This window comes from Bradyrhizobium sp. 147 (assembly GCF_023073935.1).
Classification (GTDB): Bacteria; Pseudomonadota; Alphaproteobacteria; order Rhizobiales; family Xanthobacteraceae; genus Bradyrhizobium.
In genome coordinates, this window is sequence record NZ_JADPKL010000024.1 from 265613 (window position 1) to 287712 (window position 22100).

The 22100-nt window shown below is 64.1% G+C and carries 18 protein-coding genes; 11 read left to right on the forward strand and 7 right to left on the reverse strand.

Going from position 1 to position 22100, the window contains the following annotated elements:
* Positions 1-24 precede the first annotated feature (24 nt).
* On the reverse strand, positions 25-486 hold the full coding sequence (locus tag IVA87_RS06875) for an NUDIX domain-containing protein (protein WP_247303146.1): 462 nt from the start codon (positions 484-486) through the stop codon (positions 25-27).
* Positions 487-589: 103 nt separating this feature from the next.
* Between IVA87_RS06875 and IVA87_RS06880 the strand changes: the two genes are divergently transcribed.
* Positions 590-1714: a DUF1236 domain-containing protein gene (locus IVA87_RS06880; protein ID WP_247333059.1), complete on the forward strand. Its 1125-nt coding sequence runs from the start codon at positions 590-592 to the stop codon at positions 1712-1714.
* 50 nt (positions 1715-1764) lie between these two features.
* Here IVA87_RS06880 and IVA87_RS06885 read toward each other — a convergent pair whose 3' ends face one another.
* The gene (locus IVA87_RS06885; RefSeq protein WP_247303143.1) at positions 1765-2727 is read right to left on the reverse strand and encodes a lytic transglycosylase domain-containing protein; all 963 of its coding nucleotides are present in this window, start codon (positions 2725-2727) and stop codon (positions 1765-1767) included.
* A gap of 182 nt (positions 2728-2909) precedes the next feature.
* Between IVA87_RS06885 and IVA87_RS06890 the strand changes: the two genes are divergently transcribed.
* Positions 2910-3944: a L,D-transpeptidase family protein gene (locus IVA87_RS06890; protein WP_247303141.1), complete on the forward strand. Its 1035-nt coding sequence runs from the start codon at positions 2910-2912 to the stop codon at positions 3942-3944.
* A 142-nt stretch (positions 3945-4086) separates the two neighbouring features.
* Here the strand turns inward: IVA87_RS06890 and IVA87_RS06895 are convergent, their stop codons facing one another.
* Together IVA87_RS06895 and IVA87_RS06900 are read right to left on the reverse strand one after the other, a co-directional pair.
* The gene (locus tag IVA87_RS06895) at positions 4087-4944 is read right to left on the reverse strand and encodes a VOC family protein (protein ID WP_247303138.1); all 858 of its coding nucleotides are present in this window, start codon (positions 4942-4944) and stop codon (positions 4087-4089) included.
* 144 nt (positions 4945-5088) lie between these two features.
* Entirely contained in the window at positions 5089-6291 is a 1203-nt protein-coding gene (locus tag IVA87_RS06900; RefSeq protein WP_247303136.1) for a urate hydroxylase PuuD, read from the reverse strand.
* 230 nt (positions 6292-6521) lie between these two features.
* Between IVA87_RS06900 and IVA87_RS06905 the strand changes: the two genes are divergently transcribed.
* On the forward strand, positions 6522-7859 hold the full coding sequence (locus IVA87_RS06905) for a sorbosone dehydrogenase family protein (protein WP_247303135.1): 1338 nt from the start codon (positions 6522-6524) through the stop codon (positions 7857-7859).
* Positions 7860-8042: 183 nt separating this feature from the next.
* On the opposite strand, the gene IVA87_RS06910 is transcribed toward IVA87_RS06905, so the two are convergent.
* A complete protein-coding gene (locus tag IVA87_RS06910) occupies positions 8043-8843 on the reverse strand; it encodes an SDR family NAD(P)-dependent oxidoreductase (protein ID WP_247303133.1) in 801 nt (266 codons plus the stop codon).
* Positions 8844-9098: 255 nt separating this feature from the next.
* Between IVA87_RS06910 and IVA87_RS06915 the strand changes: the two genes are divergently transcribed.
* The 4 genes from IVA87_RS06915 to cyoD are packed head-to-tail and all read left to right on the forward strand — an operon-like array spanning position 9099 to position 12949.
* A complete protein-coding gene (locus IVA87_RS06915) occupies positions 9099-9932 on the forward strand; it encodes a cytochrome ubiquinol oxidase subunit II (RefSeq protein ID WP_247303131.1) in 834 nt (277 codons plus the stop codon).
* Positions 9922-11922: a cytochrome o ubiquinol oxidase subunit I gene (gene cyoB, locus IVA87_RS06920; RefSeq protein ID WP_247333060.1), complete on the forward strand. Its 2001-nt coding sequence runs from the start codon at positions 9922-9924 to the stop codon at positions 11920-11922. The genes IVA87_RS06915 and cyoB overlap by 11 nt, the downstream gene beginning before the upstream one ends.
* Complete coding sequence (locus tag IVA87_RS06925) at positions 11922-12563, forward strand: cytochrome (ubi)quinol oxidase subunit III (protein ID WP_247303127.1); 642 nt, start codon at positions 11922-11924, stop codon at positions 12561-12563. Before cyoB ends, IVA87_RS06925 begins: the two co-directional genes overlap by 1 nt.
* Positions 12560-12949, forward strand: a complete 390-nt coding sequence (cyoD, locus tag IVA87_RS06930) for a cytochrome o ubiquinol oxidase subunit IV (RefSeq protein ID WP_247303125.1) — start codon at positions 12560-12562, stop codon at positions 12947-12949. Before IVA87_RS06925 ends, cyoD begins: the two co-directional genes overlap by 4 nt.
* Positions 12950-13167: 218 nt before the next feature.
* Here cyoD and IVA87_RS06935 read toward each other — a convergent pair whose 3' ends face one another.
* Positions 13168-13956, reverse strand: a complete 789-nt coding sequence (locus IVA87_RS06935) for a thermonuclease family protein (RefSeq protein WP_247303123.1) — start codon at positions 13954-13956, stop codon at positions 13168-13170.
* A 199-nt stretch (positions 13957-14155) separates the two neighbouring features.
* On the opposite strand from IVA87_RS06935, the gene IVA87_RS06940 reads away from it, so the two are divergent.
* The 3 genes from IVA87_RS06940 to IVA87_RS06950 all read left to right on the forward strand — a co-directional run bounded on the left by IVA87_RS06940 (position 14156) and on the right by IVA87_RS06950 (position 17325).
* On the forward strand, positions 14156-15754 hold the full coding sequence (locus tag IVA87_RS06940; protein WP_247333061.1) for a GMC family oxidoreductase: 1599 nt from the start codon (positions 14156-14158) through the stop codon (positions 15752-15754).
* A 9-nt stretch (positions 15755-15763) separates the two neighbouring features.
* Positions 15764-16213, forward strand: a complete 450-nt coding sequence (locus IVA87_RS06945) for a hypothetical protein (protein ID WP_247303119.1) — start codon at positions 15764-15766, stop codon at positions 16211-16213.
* A 92-nt stretch (positions 16214-16305) separates the two neighbouring features.
* On the forward strand, positions 16306-17325 hold the full coding sequence (locus tag IVA87_RS06950) for a trypsin-like peptidase domain-containing protein (protein WP_247303117.1): 1020 nt from the start codon (positions 16306-16308) through the stop codon (positions 17323-17325).
* Between the two features lie 51 nt (positions 17326-17376).
* Here IVA87_RS06950 and IVA87_RS06955 read toward each other — a convergent pair whose 3' ends face one another.
* Positions 17377-20850, reverse strand: a complete 3474-nt coding sequence (locus tag IVA87_RS06955; protein ID WP_247333062.1) for an indolepyruvate ferredoxin oxidoreductase family protein — start codon at positions 20848-20850, stop codon at positions 17377-17379.
* A 162-nt stretch (positions 20851-21012) separates the two neighbouring features.
* On the opposite strand from IVA87_RS06955, the gene IVA87_RS06960 reads away from it, so the two are divergent.
* Complete coding sequence (locus IVA87_RS06960; RefSeq protein ID WP_247303115.1) at positions 21013-21966, forward strand: hypothetical protein; 954 nt, start codon at positions 21013-21015, stop codon at positions 21964-21966.
* The last annotated feature ends 134 nt before the right edge of the window (positions 21967-22100 follow it).

Below are 22100 nucleotides of genomic sequence, written 5' to 3' on the forward strand. Positions count from 1 at the left end.
AAATGGCCGTCATCGCCACGGCCCCTATTCGCCGCCGGCCAGTCGCTTCAGCCGATCAAGCAGCGGGCGTTGTCCTGCGTTGATCCTCGCCTGCGCCTCTTCGAGGGTGAACCATTCGGCACGGTCGACCTCCGGGAAGGTCTGCCGTTTGCCGCTGCGTGGCGGCCATTCCATCTCGAACGTGTTGCTATGTATGCTGCGCGTGTCGATGTCGAACTCGGCTGCGAACGCGGTGACGAGTTTGCCGCCGCGCTGCCTGACCTCTCCAAGCGCGATCAGCGGCACGGACAGCTCGAGTCCAAGCTCCTCGGCAAACTCCCGCCGCGCGGCGATTTCCGCCTCTTCTTCGTCCGCATACTCCCCCTTTGGGATCGACCATGCACCGAGTTCCTTGTTGCGCCAGAACGGGCCTCCGGGATGAACCAGGAGAACCTCGAGCCTGCGGCCCTTCCGATAGGCGATGATCCCGGCGCTCTTCGATGGCATCGCAGTTCCGTGGCGGGGTCTGTCCGTCTCTCGGGAAAAAGTGGAACCGAGGGTTGTAATACAAGTTGGTAGCCAATGTTCATTTGATAAAATGGAGTGAACCATGATCCGCCTGTTGGCAACCACCGCCTTAGGGCTGGTGCTGGCGAGCGCCGCTCTTGCGCAATCGCCAAACACGACCACGAAGTCCGAGCAGACACCGCAATCCCAATCAAATTCCACCGCGCCGTCCACCACCTCGCCATCGGGCGCGGCTGACAAGCAGTCGACTACATCGCAACCGCAGCAATCACCGCCGACAGGACACTCGGCGCAGAATGCGCAGACAAGCGCACCGCCTTCCGGGCCTGCGAACTCCGGTTCCGGGACCTCCAATGCTGCCAACAGCACGGACACGTCCACGCGGCCGCAGAGCGGCACGGCAGGCTCGAACACGGCCGGCAACCAGCCTGCGACGCAGCAGGGCGCCAACCCGCCACCGGCGAACACCAACCAGGCGCAGGATCGGTCCAATCCGCCGCCGGCCAATCAGGCTCAGCAGGCGCCCGCGGCATCTGGGGCCAACCAGGCGCAACAGTCGCCGAATGCGCCAGCCAGCAATCAGGCGCAGGGCGAGCGGTCCGGCACCAATTCACAGGCGGCCGCCCAGACCGACGTCAACCTCAACAAGCAGCAGGAGACCAAGATCAGTACCTCAATCTCGCGCCTGAACGTGCGGCCGCTGACCAACGTGAATTTCTCGCTGAATGTCGGCACCGTGGTGCCGCGCGACGTGCATCTCTCGACATTGCCGCCTGACGTCGTCGAGATCGTGCCGCAATATCGCGGCTACAGCTTCGCGCTGGTGAAGGATCAGATCGTCGTGGTCGATCCGGCGACCTACAAGATCGTGACGGTGCTGCCATATTCGGGGCAGTCCACCGCAACAACGACGACGACCACGCGCGAGCGTAGCGCGAGCAAGTTTTCAGATCGCGATCGTGAAGCGATCCGTAAGCATGTGAAGACCCGCACCGAAGGACGGAGCGAACGGCAGACCACCGGCAGCACGGCACGCACCGAGTTTCGCGTCGGCGACCGCGTTCCTGAGAGCGTCGAGGTGGAAGAATTTCCGAGCACCGTCTATCGCGATGCGCCGGACCTGCGGGAATATCGCTACCTCCACCGTGACACGCGGACCTACGTCATCGAGCCGCGCGAGCGTCGCGTGATCGAGGAGATCGACTAGCCTCCCGCCGATCGGAAGTCGCTCCATCGAGCGGCTTCCGAATCGGAGCATCAGCCCGAAGTTCGTTCGCGCGCGGCGAAACGGATAGCGCGGTCCTTCGCGCTCTTTGCGGCCGCGCGCGCTGCAATCATGCTGCGCGCCTTGCCGTGAGCCGAAGTGTTCTTCCGCAGCAAGGTCGCGAACCGCTTGCGGGCGCGGTTTGCGGTCAGCCGCGCGGCAAGCTGTTCGCCCTTGCGAATGATGGTCGTGACCGAAGGCGTCAGGTTGACCGGAACCCAGGCGACATCCTTGGCTTTTGAGAGGCTGCCGACGCCTTCGCACGGCGCTTCGCGCGGCAGGTCGATCCGGATCGCAAGCGCTTCCGCGCGCTCGGTCCAGTCGTCGGCCCTGGTCCCGGTGATGATGCGGACATAGTCGCGTGTCTCGCGCGGCAGCTCGCTCTCCTTTGCAAGCCACTTCTGGATGCGGCCGGGGCCTGCGTTGTAGGCGGCGGCCGCGAGGCCCAGATTGCCGAAATCGTCACGGAGCTTGCGCAGGAATTTTGCCGATGCCGGCAGCGCCTTCATGGGATCGAAGGGATCGTCGAGCCCGACCTCGGCGGCGGTCTCGGGCATGAATTGCGCGACGCCCTGCGCGCCGGCGTGGCTAACCTCGTTGGACTTGAAGCGGCTCTCCTGCCAGATGAGACGCGCGAAGAACGGCACCGGAATGCCGCTGGCTTCGGCCGCCTCACGAAGCGCGTGGCAGAACCGGTCTGTCGGTGAAACGGGCCCCTCGGCGACGGTTTCGGTCGCGCGCGGCGGATCGCTCTTCTCCTCATAGGCCGCGCGTGCATTGGCGAGCTCGATCGCCTGCACGCTGGCAAGGAAGAGCTCGACCACCGGAACAAGTGGCGAGGCATGATTGTTCTGAAGAACAGTGGTGTCGAATGTTGATGTTTGCCGGGACGCCGACGGATCGAGATCGCACATCAGAATCAGAAATGCGGCGCAAGCCGCGACGACAAATCGCATTACTGGGACAACCTCGAACTGTGGGGTGAGCGGCCAGCGATGCGCCGGCGATAAGGAGTTCTTAATCGCGCGATTGCGGCAAAGCTGCGGTCTCATGGGTTCCGTCGGTGCTACTACGGTGTTCCCACAGAGAAACTCTCCGCGGGTTTGCGGATCGCTGTTGCGAGCTGGGACGAGCGATCATGGTGCGATGGATGCTTGGCGCGGTGATGTCGCTCTGGTTGCTCTGCCCGGCATTCGCGGGCAATCTCGATGCAGCAGCGGTGAACGATGCTGCGCGTCCTGAAAAGCAACCGGCGACCGACAAGATCAACGCTTCGGTGTTGAAGCTTCAGATCCTGCTCGATCGTGCGCTATTCTCTCCCGGCCAGATCGACGGCAAGTTCGGCGAGAACGCGCAGAAGGCGCTGAAGGCATTCGCCGAGCAGAACGGGATCGCATCCGACACGGGCATAGCACCGGAGCTCTGGGAGAGGCTGAGCACGGCGAGCGAAGGTCCTGTCGTCGTCGACTACAAGATTACCGAAGCAGATGTGAAGGGGCCGTTCCTCAAAAAGCTGCCGGCCAAGCTCGATGACATGAAGTCGCTGCAGGCGCTGAGCTACACCAGTCCGCTCGAAGGGCTCGCGGAAAAATTCCACATGAGCGAGGAGCTGTTGAAGGCGCTCAATCCAAGAAAGGCCTTCGACAAAGCCGGTGAGACGATTGTCGTGGCCAATGTTCCGGCGCGACGGGAGCTTCCGCGCATTGCGCGGGTCGAGATCGACAAGACCAACGCAACACTGAAGGCGTTCGATGACACCGGTCGTCTCATCGCGTTCTATCCGGCGTCAATCGGCAGTCCGGATCGCCCGACGCCAACGGGGACGCTGAAGGTAACCGGCACCAACGAGCAGCCGACCTATCACTACAATCCCGAGTACAAGTTCAAGAGCGTCAAATCCAAAAGGCCGTTCGACATCAAGCCGGGGCCGAACAATCCGGTGGGTTCGTACTGGATCGGCCTGTCGGCGCAGGGCTACGGCATTCATGGAACGGCAGAGCCCGACAGGGTCAGCAAGTCCGCGTCTCACGGCTGCATCAGGCTCACCAATTGGGACGCTCGTGTGCTCGGCGAGAACGTGAAGCGCGGTACCCCCGTCGTCTTCCTCGATGCGCCGACGGAATCCTCCTCCAAGCAGCGGAGCAGACCGACCGGCGGGCGGACCTCGAACTGATCTTTCGGAAATCTTGCGGATCGCGATCTCGGCGGCATCGCCGGGGCTGCAGCACCGTCTGGAAGGCTGGCTTGGACGCTGAACGCTAAACAGCCGGGAAATACCAGGGCTGCCGGTAGGCTTGTTAAAGAATTGATTCAGATCAGCCGGCAACGAAGGCGAGCAGGGTGCCGTTGGCCTTGGCCGGCGGCACGCAGATCGCGTCGCGGCTGCGCATGGCTGCCGAACCGAGCGCCTTCTCGGTTGCCGCGAGGTCGCCGCTGATGAGCACCAGCGCCGCGCCGCCGCGCTCGGAGAGGCCCGCGAGCGGCACGCCGGGATAGCGCTTGCCGAGTTGGTCCAGCGTCAAATAGACGAAATCGGCGCGATCGCCGCCGGAGGGCACGGTGACCGCGCCGTCCGCCTCTGCCTTCGGCTCGCGATCGATCAGTTGGCCGAGATGCGCAGCTTCTTTCGCGGGCTCGCGCGTTGCGATCAGCGTCTGCTTGATCCGCCTGGCTGCATTGGCATGCTTCATCAATTCAGGAATCCACACCGTCTCGCGGGTCTTGTGCTGGCAGGCGAAGATGCGGACGCCGCCCGGCGCCTCCACGGTCGGCCACATGAAGGTGCGGAATTTTGCCGCCGAGACCGTGCCATTCGGCAGCGTCACGGGCCGTTCGAAATCGGTCGGGCCGATCGGCTCCAGGCCCCGTGCACGGATCTCTTCGGCGCCTGCGGCGGAATCGACCGCGGTGAAGGCGATGCGCTCGATGCCTTCGCCGTGCTTGTCGAGGAAAGCGCGCGCCGGGGCATTGAGCTCGGTCGTAGCGAGCACGCCGAGCAGCTCCATATAGTCGGGATCGAACATGATGGTGTAGTTGCCCGTGCCCATATGGACGCTGTGGGTGCCGCGCGGGGAGACGGTGAAGCCGAGCTGCCGATAGTTCTCGGCGGCCTTGTCGAGGTCCTTCACCATGACCACGGCGTGGTCGATACCGATGACGTTCTTGAGGGCCACTGTTCTTTCCCCGATTGCGAGCTGAATTGGGCCGCTCCGGCGGCTGCCGGTCCTGTCTACGCCTGATAGACGGTCAAGTCATTTTCAATTCAGCGAAACATGCGGAAATTTCATTCTGCGAAATGCTGTCGATGCGCGGCGGCATCAACGGGCCTGCTCGATGTAAGCGGCGAGGATGGCGCGCTCCTCACTGGTCATCTCGGTGATGTTGCCCGGCGGCATCGCATTGGACCAAGCCGCGACGCGGCCGATCAGCCGGATGTTGCGATGGATGTGCTCGGGCGCGTCGAGCAATATCCCTTTCGGTGCGGCGACGATACCGGCCCAGACCGGCTCGGCGGCGTGGCACATGCTACAGCGGGACATCACGATCTCCTTGACATCGGCGAGCGTCGGCTGCGCCGGCAGGGCGCTGGTCTTGACGTTGCGCGGTCCGGCGGCGGAGAGGAACAGGATCGCGATCACGCCAACCGCTGCCACGCCCCACACCCACCACGGCGATTTGCGCCCCGCATGCCGCGCGTTGAAGAAGTGGCGGATCACCGGGCCGAGTGCCAGGATGATCGCGACGATGATCCAGTTGAAGCGCGTGGCGTAGAGCAGGGGATAGTGGTTGCTGATCATCAGCACGACCACGGGCAGCGTCAGATAATTGTTGTGGACCGAGCGTTCCTTGCTGGCCTTGCCGAGCCCGGGATCGGGCGCCTGTCCAGCGATCAGGCTGGCTACGATCTTCTTCTGGTTCGGGATGATCAGCGCGAAGACGTTGGCGACCATGATGGTGCCAATGATCGCGCCGATCTGGTTGAAGGCGCCGCGACCGCTCAGCACATGCGTGAAGGCGTAGGTCAGCGCGACCAGGAACAGATAGCCGCCGATGGCAAAGGGCAGCTCGCGCCGCGCAAGCCCGGTGCGACAGGCAGCCTCATAAAGCAGCCACGCCAGCGCGAGGCTGAAGAAGCTGAACAGGCCGGCGTGGAACGGCGTGAGGTCGAGGATCGATCTGTCGACCAGGAACAAATCGGCCTCGAGATAATACACCACCACCATCAGCGCGAAGCCGGACAGCCAGGTGGTGTAGGCCTCCCATTTGAACCAGGTCAGCTCGTCCGGCATCTGGCTCGGTGCGACCAGATATTTCATGATCCGATAGAAGCCGCCGCCATGGACCTGCCAGGCTTCGCCCTGCACGCCGTCAGGCAAGTCGCCCGGTGGCTCGCTCTTGGGCCTGAGGCCGAGGTCGAGGGCGATGAAGTAGAAGGAACTGCCGATCCAGGCAATCGCCGCCACCACGTGCAGCCAGCGTAGCAGCAGGCTGGCCCATTCCGATAAGACGGATCCCCACATGATCACCCCAATCGGTCGCGACACCAATGCCGCAGCTTTGAACAACCGGCAGTCGCGCCCCAGCAATGTGTCGCACCGATCAGCCGCATTTTCCAGTACGATGGGCCGCGGCTGATGCCCATCGTGCGGGCATGAACTGACGTCGGATTTGGCAGGCGCATGACCTGCCGCAGAACGTTCGCGGATCGTTTGCGTATTGACCTTTGAGACGCGCAGGCCGGGAGGAAGACGTGAAGAACAGAATATGGTCCGTTGCGATGTTCGCGGGATTGCTGGTCGCGGCTGCCACCAGCGCACAAGGTGAGCCGGTGCTGCAGGGCAAGGATGCCTACGGCGATTGGCGGGCCGACAAGCCCGGCACGGTCAGGTTGATCCGACCACAGGATCTGGTCAGGCCCGGCGCGACGCGCTCCGTTGCGAGCTCGTCGCGTGTGGTGTCGCGTCCAGCGGAGGCCGCGCTCCAGGTCCCGGCCGGATTCAAGATCGAGCTGTTCGCCGAAGGCCTGCGCGCGCCGCGCATCGTGCGGGTCGCGCCAAATGGGGATGTCTTCGTCGCGGAAACACGGGCCGGCACCATCCGCGTGCTGCGCGCGGGCGATGGCGGCAAGGCCGCGACCAACGAGGTGTTTGCCGGCGGCCTGAGGCAGCCGTTCGGCATCGCCTTCTTTCCGGGCGGTGACAACCCGCAATGGGTCTATGTCGCCAACACCGACAGCGTCGTTCGCTTTCCCTACCAGGCCGGCGATCTCAAGGCACGCGGCAAGGCGGAAACGATCGTGGCAAGCCTGCCGCATGACGGCGGACATTCCACCCGCGACATCGTGTTCACGCCCGACAACAAACGCATGCTGGTGTCGGTTGGCTCGCTCAGCAACGTCGCCGAGGGCATGGGCACGCCGCCGGGTGGATTGGAGGCGTGGTCGAAAGCGCAACCGCTTGGCGCTGCCTGGGCCAGCGAGACGGAGCGCGCCGCCGTGCTGGCCTTCAATCCCGACGGCAAGGAGCGGAAGATCTACGCCACGGGCCTGCGCAATTGCGTTGGTCTTGCGATCCAGCCGCAGACTGGGCTGCCCTGGTGCTCGACCAACGAGCGCGACGGCCTCGGCGACGATCTCGTGCCCGATTACGTGACCAGTGTGAAGGAGGGCGGCTTCTACGGCTGGCCCTGGTTCTATATCGGCAACAATGAAGACCCGCGCCACGCCGGCGCGCGGCCGGACCTCAAGGACAAGGTGACCGTCCCGGACGTGCTGATCCAGCCGCATTCGGCCTCGCTCGGCATGACCTTCTATCAGGGCACGCAGTTTCCGCCCGAGTATCAGGGCGACGCCTTCGCCGCCGAGCACGGCTCCTGGAACAGATCGAAGCGCACCGGCTACAAGGTGATCCGCATCCGCATGAAGGACGGCAAGCCGACGGGCGAGTACGAGGATTTCGTCACGGGGTTCGTCGTGAGCGACACTGAAGTGTGGGGACGGCCGGTTGGCGTTGCTGTGGCGAAGGACGGATCGCTGCTGGTGTCGGAGGATGGCAACGGCACGATCTGGCGGGTGACATATTCGCGCTGAGCGCGCCGCGTGACGCTGCCCCTCTCCCCTTGTGGGACCTTGTGGGAGAGGGTGGCTCGCCGCGAAGCGGCGAGACGGGTGAGGGGGTCTCCATCCTCACGAACGGTTGGGCGATTGGAGAGAACCCGTCATCCGGCGCTTCGCGCCACCTTCTCCCACAAGCGGAGAAGGTGACAGAGAACCCTACCCCCGTCTCACGCTCGCACCGCCATCCACCGGCAGCGTCACGCCGGTGATGAAGCTCGCTTCATCTGAAGCCAGGAACAGCGCGGCATTCGCGACGTCCCATCCGGTGCCCATCTTCCTGCGCAGCGGCACCTTGCTGTCGCGTTCGGCTTCGACTTCGGCGCGGGTCTTGTGCCATTCGCGGGCGCGGGTATCGACGGCCATCGGCGTGTTCATCAGGCCGGGCAAAATGACATTGGCGCGGATGCCGTATTCGGCATTCTGGTAGGCGAGCTGTTCGGTGAAGGCGATCATCGCCGATTTCGTCGCCTTGTAGGCGACGTAAGGATAGGTCGTGATCGCCGCCATCGAGGAGATGTTGATGATGGCGCCGTCTCTCTGCGTGCGCATGATCGGGATCACCTCTTTCGCGGCGAGAATGCAGCTCTTCAGATTGATGGCGACGACGCGGTCGAACGCTTCTTCGGTCAGTTGCAACAATTCTGCATCGCCGCCGGCAAGGCTGACGCCGACATTGTTGTGCAGCACGTCGATCCGGCCCCAGCGCGATTGCGCGTCCGCGACCATCGCCTTGATGTCGGCGGCTTTGGTCACGTCGGCCTTGAAGGCTGCGGCTGTGCCCTGCTTCGCCGTGATCATCGCGACCGTCTCCTGCGCCGAGTCCACATGATGATCGACGCACAGGACCTTGGCACCCTCCCGCGCGAAGGTGAGCGCAGTGGCGCGGCCGTTGCCCATGCCCTCGCCCGGGCTCTGCCCCGCGCCGACGACGATCGCAACCTTGTCCTTCAAGCGCATCTCGGTTTACTCCCGGGCCCGGATCCTGTTGATCCAATATTTTCGTGCAGATTAGCAATCGCCTCGACCGGAGAGAAGGGCGCCGCTCCCGCGTTCATGTCATTGACATCACATGCGATTGCATGTTGCGGCCGGCCGACCGCGCATGGCTGACCCCAGCGGTTCAGGAACCGTTCTGAGGTCGCAGCGTTTGTTGCGGAGCCTTTCCCGCGCTAGGCTCTGTCCCGGGGCTTTCCAACCGCCAGTGGCTTGCCGATGAATCTGCTCGATCCGCAAGGGCCTGTGGCTGCGGCCAACAGCACCATCCTGATCGATTCCGTCTTCATCATGCTCGTGATCGTGGTGCCGACCATCGCCGCGATACTCGGCTTCGCGTTCTGGTTTCGCGCGTCCAATCCGAAAGCGCGTTACCAGCCCCACTTCGTCTATTCCGGGCGCGTCGAGATGGTGGTGTGGGCGATCCCTGCGCTCACCGTCATCCTGCTCGGCGGCGTCGCCTGGATTGGCTCGCATCAGCTTGATCCCGCAGCACCGGTGCCGGGCACCGGCAGCCCGGTGCGCATCCAGGCCGTCTCGCTCGACTGGAAATGGCTGTTCATCTATCCGGATCAGCGCATCGCCACCGTCAACACGCTGACGGTGCCGGCCGGCGCCGAGCTGAATTTCCAGCTGACGTCGTCGAGCGTGATGAACACGTTCTTTATCCCGCAACTCGGCAGCATGATCTACACCATGAACGGCATGGTGACGAAGCTGAACTTGCGCGCCGACCACGAGGGCAGGCTCCAGGGCCTGTCGGCGCATTTCTCCGGCGACGGCTTCCCCGACATGATGTTCGACGTCAACGTGATCTCGCCGCTCGCTTTTCCGGACTGGGTGGCGACCACCGCGAAGACCGATGCCGTGCTGAATGCGGACAGCTACAAGAAGCTGATGCAGCAGGGGGTCGAGAAGAGCCGGCCGACCTATCGGCTCGAGGATCCGCGCCTGTTCGACCTGATCGCAACCCAGCACATTCCGCCGGGTCCTGGACCGGAGCTGGCATCCGAAGCCGGCCGGTCGCACAGTGGAGGCCACGATGCTCGGTAAGCTCGATTGGTCCGCCATTCCGTTCGATCAGCCGATTCCGCTCGTCGCCGGCGCGGTGGTGCTGGTTGCCATCCTGGGCGTGCTGGCCTGGGTCGTGGTGAGGGGGCATCTGCCCTATCTCTGGAGCGAATGGATCACCAGCGTCGATCACAAGCGCATCGGCGTCATGTATGTGCTGCTGGCCTCGGTGATGCTGCTGCGCGGCGGCAGCGATGCCATCATGATGCGAATCCAGCAGGCGGTCGCCTACCAGTCGCAAGGCTATCTCCCGCCCGAGCACTACAACCAGATTTTTTCCGCGCACGGCACCATCATGATCTTCTTCGTGGCGATGCCGTTCGTGATCGGGCTGATGAACCTGATCGTGCCGCTCCAACTCGGCGTGCGCGATGTCGCGTTCCCGACGCTCAATTCGGTCGGGTTCTGGCTGACCGCGACCGGCGCACTGCTGGTCAATATTTCGCTCGTGGTCGGTGAATTCGCGCGCACCGGCTGGCTCGCTTTTCCGCCACTCTCAGAACTGTCCTACTCGCCCGGGGTCGGCGTCGACTATTACGCCTGGTCACTCCAGATCTCCGGCGTCGGCACGCTGGTCGCCGGCATCAATCTCGTCACCACCGTGCTGAAGCTGCGCACCAAGGGCATGAACTATCTGCGCATGCCGATGTTCTGCTGGACCACGCTGGCCTCGAACCTCCTCATCGTCGCCGCGTTCCCGATCCTCACCGCCACGCTGGCGATGCTCTTGCTCGACCGTTACCTCGGCTTCCACTTCTTCACCAACGAGGCCGGCGGCAACGTCATGATGTTCATGAACCTGATCTGGGCTTGGGGGCATCCCGAGGTCTACATCCTGGTGCTGCCGGCCTTTGGCATCTTCTCCGAGGTGGTTTCGACCTTCTCCGGCAAGGCGCTGTTCGGCTATCGCTCGATGGTGCTCGCGACCATGGCGATCTGCGTCATCTCCTTCATGGTGTGGTTGCATCATTTCTTCACGATGGGTGCCGGCCCCGACGTCAACGCCATCTTCGGCATCGCCAGCATGATCATCGCGGTGCCGACGGGGGTGAAGATTTACAATTGGCTGTTCACGATGTATGGCGGCCGCATCCGTTTTGCGACGCCGATGCTGTGGGCGGTCGGCTTCATGGTGACGTTCATCGTCGGCGGATTGACCGGCGTCCTGCTCGCGGTGCCGCCGGCCGACTTCATGCTTCACAACAGCATGTTCCTGGTGGCGCACTTCCACAATGTCATCATCGGCGGCGTGCTGTTCGGCGCCTTCGCCGGCTTCGAATATTGGTTTCCGAAGGCGTTCGGTTTCCGCCTCGACGAACGCTGGGGCAAGGCTGCGTTCTGGTTCACTTTCCTCGGCTTCTTCATCACCTTCATGCCGCTCTATGTCGCCGGCATGCTCGGCATGACGCGGCGCATGCAGCATTACGATGTCGCGGCCTGGCGGCCCTGGATGCTGGTGGCGGCGGTGGGCATGGCGGTGCTGACGATCGGCGTGATCTGCCAGATCGTGCAGATCGTGGTCAGCATCCGCAACCGCGAGGCCTTGCGTGACCGCACCGGCGATCCCTGGGACGGCCGCTCGCTGGAATGGGCGACCTCGTCGCCGCCGCCGGTGTTCAATTTCGCGTTCCACCCCGACGTGCGCGGCGAGGACGCCTATTGGGAGATGAAGGCCCACGCCAAGCAGCAACTGCTCGAGCACGAAGAGCCGGAATATCAGGACATCGAGATGCCTCGGAATTCTCCCACCGGTTTCGTCTGCGCGTTCTTCGCCACCATCATGGGCTTTGCGCTGATCTGGCACATCTGGTGGATGGTGATCCTGGGCGGCCTGGGTGCCTTCGCGACCTTCGTCGTGTTCGCCTGGCGCGACCATGACGAATACGTCATCCCGGCCGATGAGGTCGCCCGCATCGACCGTATCAATCTCGAGGAGCGGCGCAGCCTCGTCAGCATGGCGGGGGCAGTCTGATGTCGATGACCGCCACGGCCGGCCGCGCCCACGCCGATCCACATCACATCGGGCTCATCATCGAGCATCCCGGACCCGCGCCGAAGCGGATCGTGACCGCCTACGGCTTCTGGATCTTCCTGCTCTCCGACATCGTGATGTTCTCCTGCTTCTTTGCGGCCTATGCGGTGCTGGCCGGCCAGACCGCCGGCGGCCCGAAGGGCTCGGAGATCTTCGAGCCGAAGAACGTGGCGATCGAAACGGTCTGCCTGTTGCTGTCGAGCTTCACCTGCGGCATGGCCAGCATTGCCGCCGACGTGCGCAACCGGCTCTGGTTCTATCTCGGCATGGCCGTGACCTGTGTGCTCGGCCTCATATTCCTCGCCATCGAGTTCCGCGAATTCGCCGACCTCGTCGCCCGTGGCTATGGCCCGTCGCGCAGCGCGTTCCTGACCGCGTTCTTCTCGCTGGTCGGGTGTCATGGCCTGCACGTCTCGGCCGGAGTGCTGTGGCTGCTCACCATGATGGCCCAGGTGTTCGCCAAGGGCTTTCGCGCCGACATATTGCGGCGGATGATGTGCTTTGCGCTGTTCTGGCACGCGCTCGACATCATCTGGGTCGCGGTGTTTTCCGTGGTCTACCTGCTCGGGAGCGCGCCATGAGTGATCAGACCCATGGGTTAGTCAAACACGACCTCGCGCCCGGCGAGGAAGAGCAACACAGTGTCGGCACCCGCATCCTCGGTTATGTCGTCGGTCTTGTCTTGGCCCTGCTGCTCACGGCGACGTCGTTCTTCATCGCCGGTACGGATCTGGTCTGGCAGCCGTCGATCCCTGTCGCGCTGATCGTGCTCGCGATCGCACAGATGGGCGTGCATCTCGTGTTCTTCCTGCACATCACCACAGGTCCGGACAACACCAATAACGTGCTGGCGCTCGCCTTCGGGCTTCTGGTTGTCTTCCTGGTGGTCGGAGGAACGGTCTGGATTATGGCGCATCTGAACGCCAACATGCCACCGATGGACCACATCATGCAGATGCGGACTTAGGACCCGCCCAAAAAGAAAGAGCCGCTTGGATGGCAAGCGGCCCAAGTCAAGGGAGGAAACGCCCGAGCAAGGCAATCGGACCGAAGCCGGATTGCTGCCAAAGGAAACGCTCGCGCAAAGCGCTTGCGTACGCATACGAATGACGCAACTCCCGATAGACTTCAATTCCGGATCAATACGGTCTCGGACTACTACTCACGGATGTGTGAAGGAATTGTTCACTTCGGCCGACGGCAATTATAGGCCTTGCGGAAACCGGCGGCCTGGGCGTCGTCCTCCGAGCAGAACCAGCGGTCGGGCTTCGTCGTCGCCGGATAGCTCGGGCAGCCCCGCAAATGATAGATGCCGATATTGCCGGTGACGCGTGCGCGCACCGCGAGCTTGCCCTTGATGCTGCAACTCGGCGGCATCGTCAGCTCCTCGGGGAACAGCACGGCGCGGATTTCCTTGTCCCGGTCGGGGCGGCACGCGGCGCCGAGAAGCGCGCCATCCCTCTTGCCGGCGCGGAAATCTTGCGGTGCAACAAAGCAGCCCTTCCAGATCCCAGCGGCCGCCGTCTTGGCCTCGGTGGCCGCCGGTTTGACGTTGGCCTTGATCGGCTCGCGCGCGAGGGCGAAGCCGAGCTTGATCAACTGCTCGTTCAAGCTGGCCTTGTCGCCCTCGGCCGTGCAGATGGCGCGGTGCCGCTTGCCAAAACTCTTTTCCGGTCCGACGTCGTCGCAGCGCACCGTCCGTTTTCCGATCAGTTTCGTCAGCTGGTCGCGGGCCTCGATGCCGCAGCTCCAGGAATCGGCGTGCTCGTCGATGCAGACCTGATCAAGTTCGGGCGCATCAACGCCGTCGAGCCGGTAGGTGACGTCGCCGAGCTGGATGGAGTTGCCGTCGCGGGCTGTCGCGGCGGCAGTCAGCGCGGAGGCTGGTCCGGGCGAGACCAGAAATCCGGACAAGGCGAAAAATGAAGCGAGCGCAAAAGCGCGCGCGGAGGCAAAGAAATTTCGGAAGGACATACGATCTCGCTATCGATGGCTCGTGCGGCCCTGTTCCTAGCATCCGGATGTGGCGAGACCAATGGTCTGCGCCCTGCGAAGTGCGACATTCCGGCCTCGCGGCTTTACTCAGCCGTTGCTCTGATCCTATCGTTCGCCGGCCTTGCGGGCCGCAGGGCCGAATCGCCTGGTAAGCGGCGAGGGGGAGGAAAAGGTTGCAATGAAAGACCCCGTGGACGTCCTGATCATCGGCGCCGGCGCTTCCGGCGCAGCGGTGGCGTGGTCGCTGGCCGAGACCAAGATGCACATTCTCTGCCTGGAGCAGGGCGGCTGGATGAATCCGGCGGAATATCCCAGCACCGGGCGGGACTGGGAAGCCAAGTTCTACGGCGAATGGTCGTCGAGCCCCAACGTCCGGGGCCGGCCCGAGGACTATCCGATCAACGACGACAATTCGCCGATCAAGGTCGTCAACTACAATGCAGTGGGCGGCTCGACGGTCATGTACACCGCGCACTGGCCGCGGCTGCATCCCTCCGATTTCAAGGTGAGGACGCTCGACGGCGTCGCCGACGACTGGCCGATCGACTACGATGCGCTGACCCCGTTCTTCGAGGAGAACGACCGGATAATGGGGACGTCCGGCCTGTCAGGCGATCCGCTTTCGCCGCTGACGCATCCGCCGATGCCGCAACAGCCGCTCGGATTGTCCGGCGCCATCATCGGCAAGGCCATGAACAAGCTCGGCTGGCACTGGTGGCCGTCTGACACGACGGTCGCGACCATGGATTATGAGGGCCGGGCGCGCTGCATCAATCTCGGCCATTGCACGCCGGCCTGCGCGCAAGGCGCAAAGTCTTCCACCGACATCACCTATTGGCCGCATGCGATCCGTGCCGGCGTCGAGCTGCGAACCCATTGCCGCGTGCGTGAGATCACTACCGACGAGACCGGCATGGCCTCGGGCGTCGTCTATTACGACAAGGACGGCATCGAGCAATTTCAGCCCGCCCACGTCGTCATCATCGCCTGCAACGGCGTCGGCACGCCGCGACTGCTGCTGAACTCGGCCTCGGGGCGTTTTCCGAATGGACTTGCCAATTCGTCCGGCCTCGTCGGCAAGAACCTGATGTTTCACCCCTATGCGCAGATCTACGGCTATGTGAAGGAGCCGACGGACAGCAACCGCGCGCCGCCGACCTGCCTGTGGAGCAAGCAGTGGTATGACACGGACCTGTCGCGCGGCTTCGTGCGCGGCTACGGCGTGCAGTTCGTTCGCGGGGCAGGGCCGGTGTTCGAGGCCGTCGTCAGCGAGCAGAAGGGCATTTTGCCCTGGGGCGCCGACCATCACCGCGTCTTCCGCAAGCTCAATGGCCATCGGCTGGGTTTCTCCGCGATCTGCGAGGACCTGCCCGAAGAGCATAATCGCGTCACGCTGGATCCGGTGCTGAAGGACAGCCATGGCATTCCCGCACCGAAGATCGATTATACGATCAGCGAGAACAGCCGGAAGATGATGGAGCATGCGCTCGCCCGCGGCCGCGAGGTTCTTAAAGCGGCGGGCGCGACCGACATCTGCATCAATTCGCCGATCCCGTGGGGCGGCTGGCACCTGCTCGGCACCGCGCGGATGGGCACCGACCCCGAACGCTCGGTCGTCAACGAATGGGGCCGCACCCACGACGTCAAGAACCTCTTCATCGTCGACGGCAGCATCGTCGTCACTTCGGGCGGGGTAAACCCGACCTCCACCATCCAGGCCCTCGCGCTCTACATCGCCGACCAGATGAAGCAGCGCCTGGCCAATTTGTTCGATTAGAGGATCGCCATGTCCGAGCAGCCGACCCTCACGCCGCGGCAGCGCGATGACCTCCGCACCATTGCCGCGATGATCATTCCTCCGAGCGAGGAATATCGCGTTCCGGGCGCCGACGACGACATCATCCAGGCCGACATCCTCGCAACGCTCGGCCGCGACACCAAACAGGTCGCGGCGGCGCTGGATCATTTGGCGCAGTTGGCCGGCATGCCTTTGGCCGATCTCGAGCCGGCCGCGCGTGACGGCGTTGCCCGGCAGTTCCGCACCTCCGGCGGCGTTCCTGCCGCAACCCTCGTCCGTGTCGTGCTGCAATGCTACTACCGCGATGACCGCGTGCTGGGCTCGCTCGGGCTCGAGCTGCGCGCGCCATTTCCCAAGGGCCATGTGCTTCCGGACGGGGACTGGTCGCTGCTCGATCCGGTCAAGGCAAGAGGCGGCTCGCTGCGGCGGTCGCCCTAGCCATCTGGCCAGTCAGGCGTTGCGCTCCGGGCGGGCCACTTGCGTCGACGGGAGCAGGCCACCATCTGTGTGAGCCTTCGAGGACTCTTACCATGTTAGACTTCACCTCAGATGTCGCCGATGACGCATCGTCATCGCAAACGACTGCGGCCGCCCCGGTCGATGACCGGGCGCTGCTGGACGCCTATTCCAATGCGGTGATCGACGTCACCGACCGGGTCGGGCCCGCGGTCGTGCGGGTCGAGACTGGACCAAAAGTGCCTGATAGACGCGAGCGCGGCGGGCTCGGCTCGGGCATCGTGATCTCGCCGGATGGACTCGTGCTCACCAACAGCCATGTGGTCGGCACGTCGAAGGAGATCCGGCTGCGCGACGTTGAGGGGCACGTCGGCGACGCCCAGGTGCTCGGTGCCGATCCCGACACTGATCTCGCGCTCCTGCGCGCCAACGGCGTGCGCCACTTGCCTTATGCCGCGCTTGGCAACTCCAAGAGCCTGCGGCGTGGCCAACTCGTGATCGCGATCGGCAATCCGCTCGGCTTCGAGTCGACCGTCACGGCCGGCGTCGTCTCGGCGCTCGGCCGCTCGATCCGCTCGGTCAGCGGGCGCACCATCGAGGATGTGATCCAGACCGATGCCGCGCTCAATCCCGGCAATTCCGGCGGACCGCTGGTGTCGTCGAATGCCGAGGTGATAGGCATCAACACCGCCATCATCAACGGGGCGCAGGGCATCTGCTTTGCGGTCGCCAGCAACACCGCGCAGTTCGTGCTGTCGGAGATCATCCGCCACGGTTATGTCCGCCGCGCCTATATCGGCGTTGCCGGGCAGACCGCGCCGGTCCCGCGGCGGCATGCGGTGCTGGCCGGTGTCGAGAACAAGATGGGCGCGCTCTTGATGCAAATCGAGCCGGACGGCCCGGCGGCGAAGGCGGGCCTGTTGCCCGGTGACGTCGTGATCAGGCTCGACGGCATCGAGATCAACGGCGTCGACGATCTGATCCGCGTGCTCGACCGCGACCGGATCGGCCGGCGGCTGTCGATGGACGTGCTGCGGCTCGGCCGCCTGCGGGCGATCGATATCGATCCGATCGAACGCAAGCCAGCGCGCTAGCGCGGTTCCCCACTCGCAATGACGCGGGGCGAGAGCTTCGCACTCTCGCCGCTACTCGGCCGCGGCGGCAAAGCGGCTGTTCTCCAGCTCCGCTTCTAGCCGCGCCGTCTCGGCCGAGGCAAGTTTGATGTTTGCTTCCTTTACGTGGCCGAAGCCGCGGATCATTTCCGGCACGCGCGCAAGCCGCACCAGCAGCGGGATCTGCTCTGCCTTCAGTCCCGCGATCCGCTGATCGATCATGCCGAGATAGTCTTCAATCAGCTTGCGCTCTGTCTTGCGCTCCTCGGTACGGCCGAACGGATCGAACGCGGTGCCACGCAGGTACTTGAGTTTCGCGAGAACGCGGAAGGCGTGGATCATCCAGCCGCCGAACTCCTGTTTTTGAAGCCGGCCCGTCTTGTCGCGTTTCGCGAAGATCGGCGGGGCAACATGGTATTTCAGCGTGAAGTCGCCGTCGAATTTTTCCGACACCTTCTTGGCGAAGCTGCCATCGGTGTAGAGCCGTGCGACCTCATACTCGTCCTTATAGGACATCAGCTTGAACAGGTTCTTTGCGACGGCCTCGGTCAGCTCGGCGGAGCCCGGCGTGGCCGCGCTCTCCGCCTTGCGTACCTTGGCGACGGCTGCGAGGTAGCGCTCGGCATATGCCCTATTCTGATAGCCAGTCAGGAACTCGGCGCGGATCGCGGTGATGTCGTCGAGCGACTTGGTCGGTGCGGCCGCCCTGTTCTTGAACTGGAGCACGCTGCGCACCCGCGACATGTCGTGGGCGGCGAGACGGCCCCAGGTGAAGGCGCGCTTGTTCATCTCGATCGCGGTGCCGTTGATCTCGGAGGCGCGGAGCAGGGCCTCCAGCGACAACGGGATCGCGCCCTTCTGGAAGGCGAAGCCGAGCATGAAGGGGTTGGTGGCGATGCTGTCGCCCATCAGCGCGGCGGCAACGCCCGTCGCGTCGATGATGTCGAGATTCTTGTCCCCGACGGCATCGCGCAGCACCGTCTGCATCGTTCCCATCTCGAAATCGAGATCCGGGTTTTGCACGAAGCTCGCGGTCGGCTGCAGATCGGCGTTGATGTAGGCCTTGGTCACGCCGCGCTCGGCGCGGCTCAGCGCGGTCGCACCGGCCGAGACGATCATGTCGCAGCCGAGGATGACGTCGGCGCCGCCGGTGGTGATGCGGACGGCGGAGATATCCTCCGGCTTCGGCGCGATACGGACATGGCTCATCACCGCGCCGTTCTTCTGCGACAGTCCGGTGAAATCGAGCGCCGAGCAGCCGCGGCCCTCGACATGGGCGGCCATGCCGAGCAGCGCGCCGATGGTGATGACGCCAGTGCCGCCGATGCCGGTGACGAGGATGTTATAAGGGCGGTCCAGCTCGCGCATTGGGGGCAGCGGCAGGTCGGCGAACAGTTGGCCGGAATCGACCGCTGACGTCTTCATGCGCTTCAGGCTGCCGCCATGCACGGTCACAAAACTCGGGCAAAAGCCCTCGACGCAGGAAAAGTCCTTGTTGCAGTTCGACTGGTCGATCTGGCGCTTGCGGCCGAACTCGGTCTCCAGCGGCTGCACCGAGACGCAGTTGGAGGCCTGCGAGCAGTCGCCGCAGCCTTCGCAGACGAGCTCGTTGATGAAGGCGCGCTTGGCGGGATCGGGATAGAGCCCGCGCTTGCGGCGGCGGCGCTTTTCGGCGGCGCAGGTCTGGTCGTAGATGATGACCGTGAGGCCCTCGATGTCGCGCAGCTCGCGCTGCACGGCGTCGAGCTCGCGGCGGTGATGGATGGTCGCGCCTTGCGGGAAGTAATGTCCTGGCGGATACTTGCTCGGATCGTCCGAGACGATCGCGAGGCGCTTGACGCCTTCGGCCCAGACCTGGTGCGCGATCTGCGCGACGTTAAAGCTGCCTTCGGCTGGCTGGCCGCCGGTCATGGCGACGGCATCGTTGTAGAGAATCTTGTAGGTGATGTTGATGCCGGCAGCCGAAGCGGCGCGGAGCGCCAGAAGTCCGGAATGGGTATAGGTGCCGTCACCGAGATTTTGAAAAATGTGCTTCTCGGTGGTGAAGGGCGATTGGCCGATCCAGTTCACGCCTTCGGCGCCCATATGCGAGATCAGATCGGTGCGGCGCGTCGGCATGCTCAGGGCCATGCCGTGGCAGCCGATGCCGGCCATGGCGCGGCTTCCTTCGGGCACGCGCGTCGAGGAGTTGTGCGGACAGCCCGAGCAGAAGAACGGCGTGCGCGCGAGCTTGATCGGCGTGATGGCGGTAACAGGGTTGTCGAACGCCTCGAGCCGCGCGAGGCGCTGCTCCAGCACCGGGCTATGATGGCCGAGCTTACGTAACCGCGCCACCAGCGCAGAGGCAACGATGGTGGGCGTCAGCTCGCCCTCGCTCGGCAGCAGCGGCGCGCCGCGCTCGTCGCGCTTTCCCGTGACAGTCGGGCGCTTCGAAGCATCGATGTTGTAGAGGATGCGCATCAGCTGGTCTTCGATGAAGCCGCGCTTCTCCTCGACCACGAGCACGTCCTGAAGACCCTCGGCGAAACGCTTGGCGCCGCTCTCTTCCAGCGGCCAGGTCATCGCAACCTTGTAGATGCGAAGGCCGAGGTCCTGCGCGTCCTTGTCGGTGATCCCTAGGTCGGCGAGCGCTTGGCGCAGATCGAGATAGGCCTTGCCGGTCGCGACGATGCCGAGCCGAGCCGGCTTGGAATCGAGCACGATACGGTCGAGCTGGTTGGCTCGGGCGAAAGCCTGCACCGCTTCCATTTTCGGCCCGAACAGGCGCCTCTCGGCCTCCAGCGGCGGATCGGGCCAGCGGATGTTGAGACCGCCGGCCGGCATCTCGAAATCGTCGGGAAGCCTGATCTGGATGCGCTCGGGGTCGCTATAGATCGAGGCCGAGCTCTCGACAGTTTCGCTGATCGCCTTGAAGCCGACCCAGCAGCCGGAGAAGCGCGACAGCGCAAAGCCATAAAGGCCGAGGTCGAGATAATCCTGAAGCGTGGCGGGATTGATCACCGGGATCAGCGCTGCCGCCAACACCTGCTCGCTCTGATGAGCCAGCGTCGAGGACTGGCAGCCATGATCGTCACCGGCCAGCGCCAGCACGCCGCCATTGCGCGAGGTGCCAGCGGCGTTGGCGTGCTTGAGCGCATCGACCGAGCGATCGACGCCGGGGCCCTTGCCGTACCAGATGCCGAACACGCCATCGACCTTGGCGCCGGGAAACAGCCCGACCTGCTGGCTGCCCCAGACCGCGGTCGCCGCAAGGTCCTCGTTGAGGCCGGGGACGAAGGCGATGTCGTGCTGCTGCAGATGCGATTTCGCGCGCCACAGCGCGTGGTCATACATCCCGAGCGGGGAACCGCGATAGCCCGAGATGAAACCGCCGGTGTTGAGCCCCTGAAGCCGGTCGCGTTCGCGCTGCAACATTGGCAAGCGGACCAGGGCCTGGGTGCCGGACAGGAAGATCCGCTTCGATTCGAGCCGGTATTTATCGTCCAGCTCGACCTGCATTAGCGTCATTTCGGAAGTCCTCGTCTTCTTGCTCGGCGTGGGATCTGTGCTGCGGGAGGGATTGCGCGGCGCGACGCGAATTGTGACAGTCAAAGCATGGGTCGGCGAAGTCAATATCGCTGGCCGCATCCGTGGCGCTCCTGCTAGTCATGGCTGCTTGTGGAGAACACCATGGCTGCAAACGCATTCGACACCGAGATCACTGAGACGGCCCAGGCGTTGATCGGACCGTGGCGCAGGCCGCGCCAGATGCTGCAAGCGCAAACTTACGAGGCGCACGCCTCGATCCATGACGACGCCACGGCGCAGAAGCTCGGCTTCAAGGGCGGCACCATCGAGGGGCCCACGCATTTCAGCCAGTTCGCACCGCTCGGCGAACGGCTGTGGGGGCGCGCTTGGTTCGAAACCGCGTGCCTCTCCGCGCATTACCGCAGCGTCTGCTATGAGGGTGAGGAGGTGCAGGCAATCCTGTCGAAGCCGCTGCCGGCTACCCGCCAGTGCGAGATCCAGATGGTCAAGCGCGACGGCACCGAGGTGCTGCGCGGCACCGCCTCGGTCGGCGAGCCGCACGTAGCGACCGCGCTCGAGACGCGCCTTGGCGAGCTCAAGCCGCTGACCGATCCCGTGATTCTGCGCGACGTGAAGGTGGCGCAGACCAGCAAATGGCAGACTGTCCGCATGGCATTTGATCAGAATATGGGCGATCTCTACCCGTTCTCGCTGCGGCAGAAACTCGCGGTCATCACGGAGAGCTCTCCGTACTACTCTGGCGCCGACAATCCATGGCGCAAGCCGATCATCCCGATGGAGATGCTCAGCGTGCTGTTCCAGTACCGCTCCAAGGACGATCCGCTGCCGGCCAAGGGGCCGGCGGTCGGCCTGTTCGCCGATCAGGAGATCCGCCTGCTGAAAGGCCCGCTCTTCGTCGACGAGGACTATGAGGTGGAGCGCGAGGTGGTCGCACTCTCCGGCAGCCGGCGAACCGAAAGCGCCTGGGTCAAGACGCGCGTGTTCGACAAGGCGAATGCACAGGTCGCCACCATGCTGCTGAACATGGCTACGCTGAAGGAGTCGTACGCGCCATACGAGGACGAGTATCGGCAGCTGTATGGGGCGGGAGGGTAGCGGCGAGCGGTGGCGTCCGCCTCTCCCGTGAGAACGCAGGGCTATCGCATATGGCGAAGCATACTGAGGAGGAAGGCATCATCCCAGCCCGCGCGCTTGATTTTGCGTCGAATCGAGGCGGTGTCGGGATGAGA

Bases quoted from the DNA above. Each gene is read 5' to 3' on its own strand.
- IVA87_RS06950 (WP_247303117.1), top strand. From the start codon at position 16,306: ATGTTAGACTTCACCTCAGATGTCGCCGATGACGCATCGTCATCGCAA.
- IVA87_RS06885 (WP_247303143.1), bottom strand. From the start codon at position 2,727: ATGCGATTTGTCGTCGCGGCTTGCGCCGCATTTCTGATTCTGATGTGC.
- IVA87_RS06935 (WP_247303123.1), bottom strand. From the start codon at position 13,956: ATGTCCTTCCGAAATTTCTTTGCCTCCGCGCGCGCTTTTGCGCTCGCT.
- IVA87_RS06900 (WP_247303136.1), bottom strand. From the start codon at position 6,291: ATGTGGGGATCCGTCTTATCGGAATGGGCCAGCCTGCTGCTACGCTGG.
- IVA87_RS06940 (WP_247333061.1), top strand. From the start codon at position 14,156: ATGAAAGACCCCGTGGACGTCCTGATCATCGGCGCCGGCGCTTCCGGC.
- IVA87_RS06945 (WP_247303119.1), top strand. From the start codon at position 15,764: ATGTCCGAGCAGCCGACCCTCACGCCGCGGCAGCGCGATGACCTCCGC.
- IVA87_RS06880 (WP_247333059.1), top strand. From the start codon at position 590: ATGATCCGCCTGTTGGCAACCACCGCCTTAGGGCTGGTGCTGGCGAGC.
- IVA87_RS06955 (WP_247333062.1), bottom strand. From the start codon at position 20,850: ATGACGCTAATGCAGGTCGAGCTGGACGATAAATACCGGCTCGAATCG.
- IVA87_RS06915 (WP_247303131.1), top strand. From the start codon at position 9,099: ATGAATCTGCTCGATCCGCAAGGGCCTGTGGCTGCGGCCAACAGCACC.
- IVA87_RS06960 (WP_247303115.1), top strand. From the start codon at position 21,013: ATGGCTGCAAACGCATTCGACACCGAGATCACTGAGACGGCCCAGGCG.
- IVA87_RS06890 (WP_247303141.1), top strand. From the start codon at position 2,910: ATGGTGCGATGGATGCTTGGCGCGGTGATGTCGCTCTGGTTGCTCTGC.
- IVA87_RS06875 (WP_247303146.1), bottom strand. From the start codon at position 486: ATGCCATCGAAGAGCGCCGGGATCATCGCCTATCGGAAGGGCCGCAGG.
- cyoD (WP_247303125.1), top strand. From the start codon at position 12,560: ATGAGTGATCAGACCCATGGGTTAGTCAAACACGACCTCGCGCCCGGC.
- IVA87_RS06910 (WP_247303133.1), bottom strand. From the start codon at position 8,843: ATGCGCTTGAAGGACAAGGTTGCGATCGTCGTCGGCGCGGGGCAGAGC.
- cyoB (WP_247333060.1), top strand. From the start codon at position 9,922: ATGCTCGGTAAGCTCGATTGGTCCGCCATTCCGTTCGATCAGCCGATT.
- IVA87_RS06925 (WP_247303127.1), top strand. From the start codon at position 11,922: ATGTCGATGACCGCCACGGCCGGCCGCGCCCACGCCGATCCACATCAC.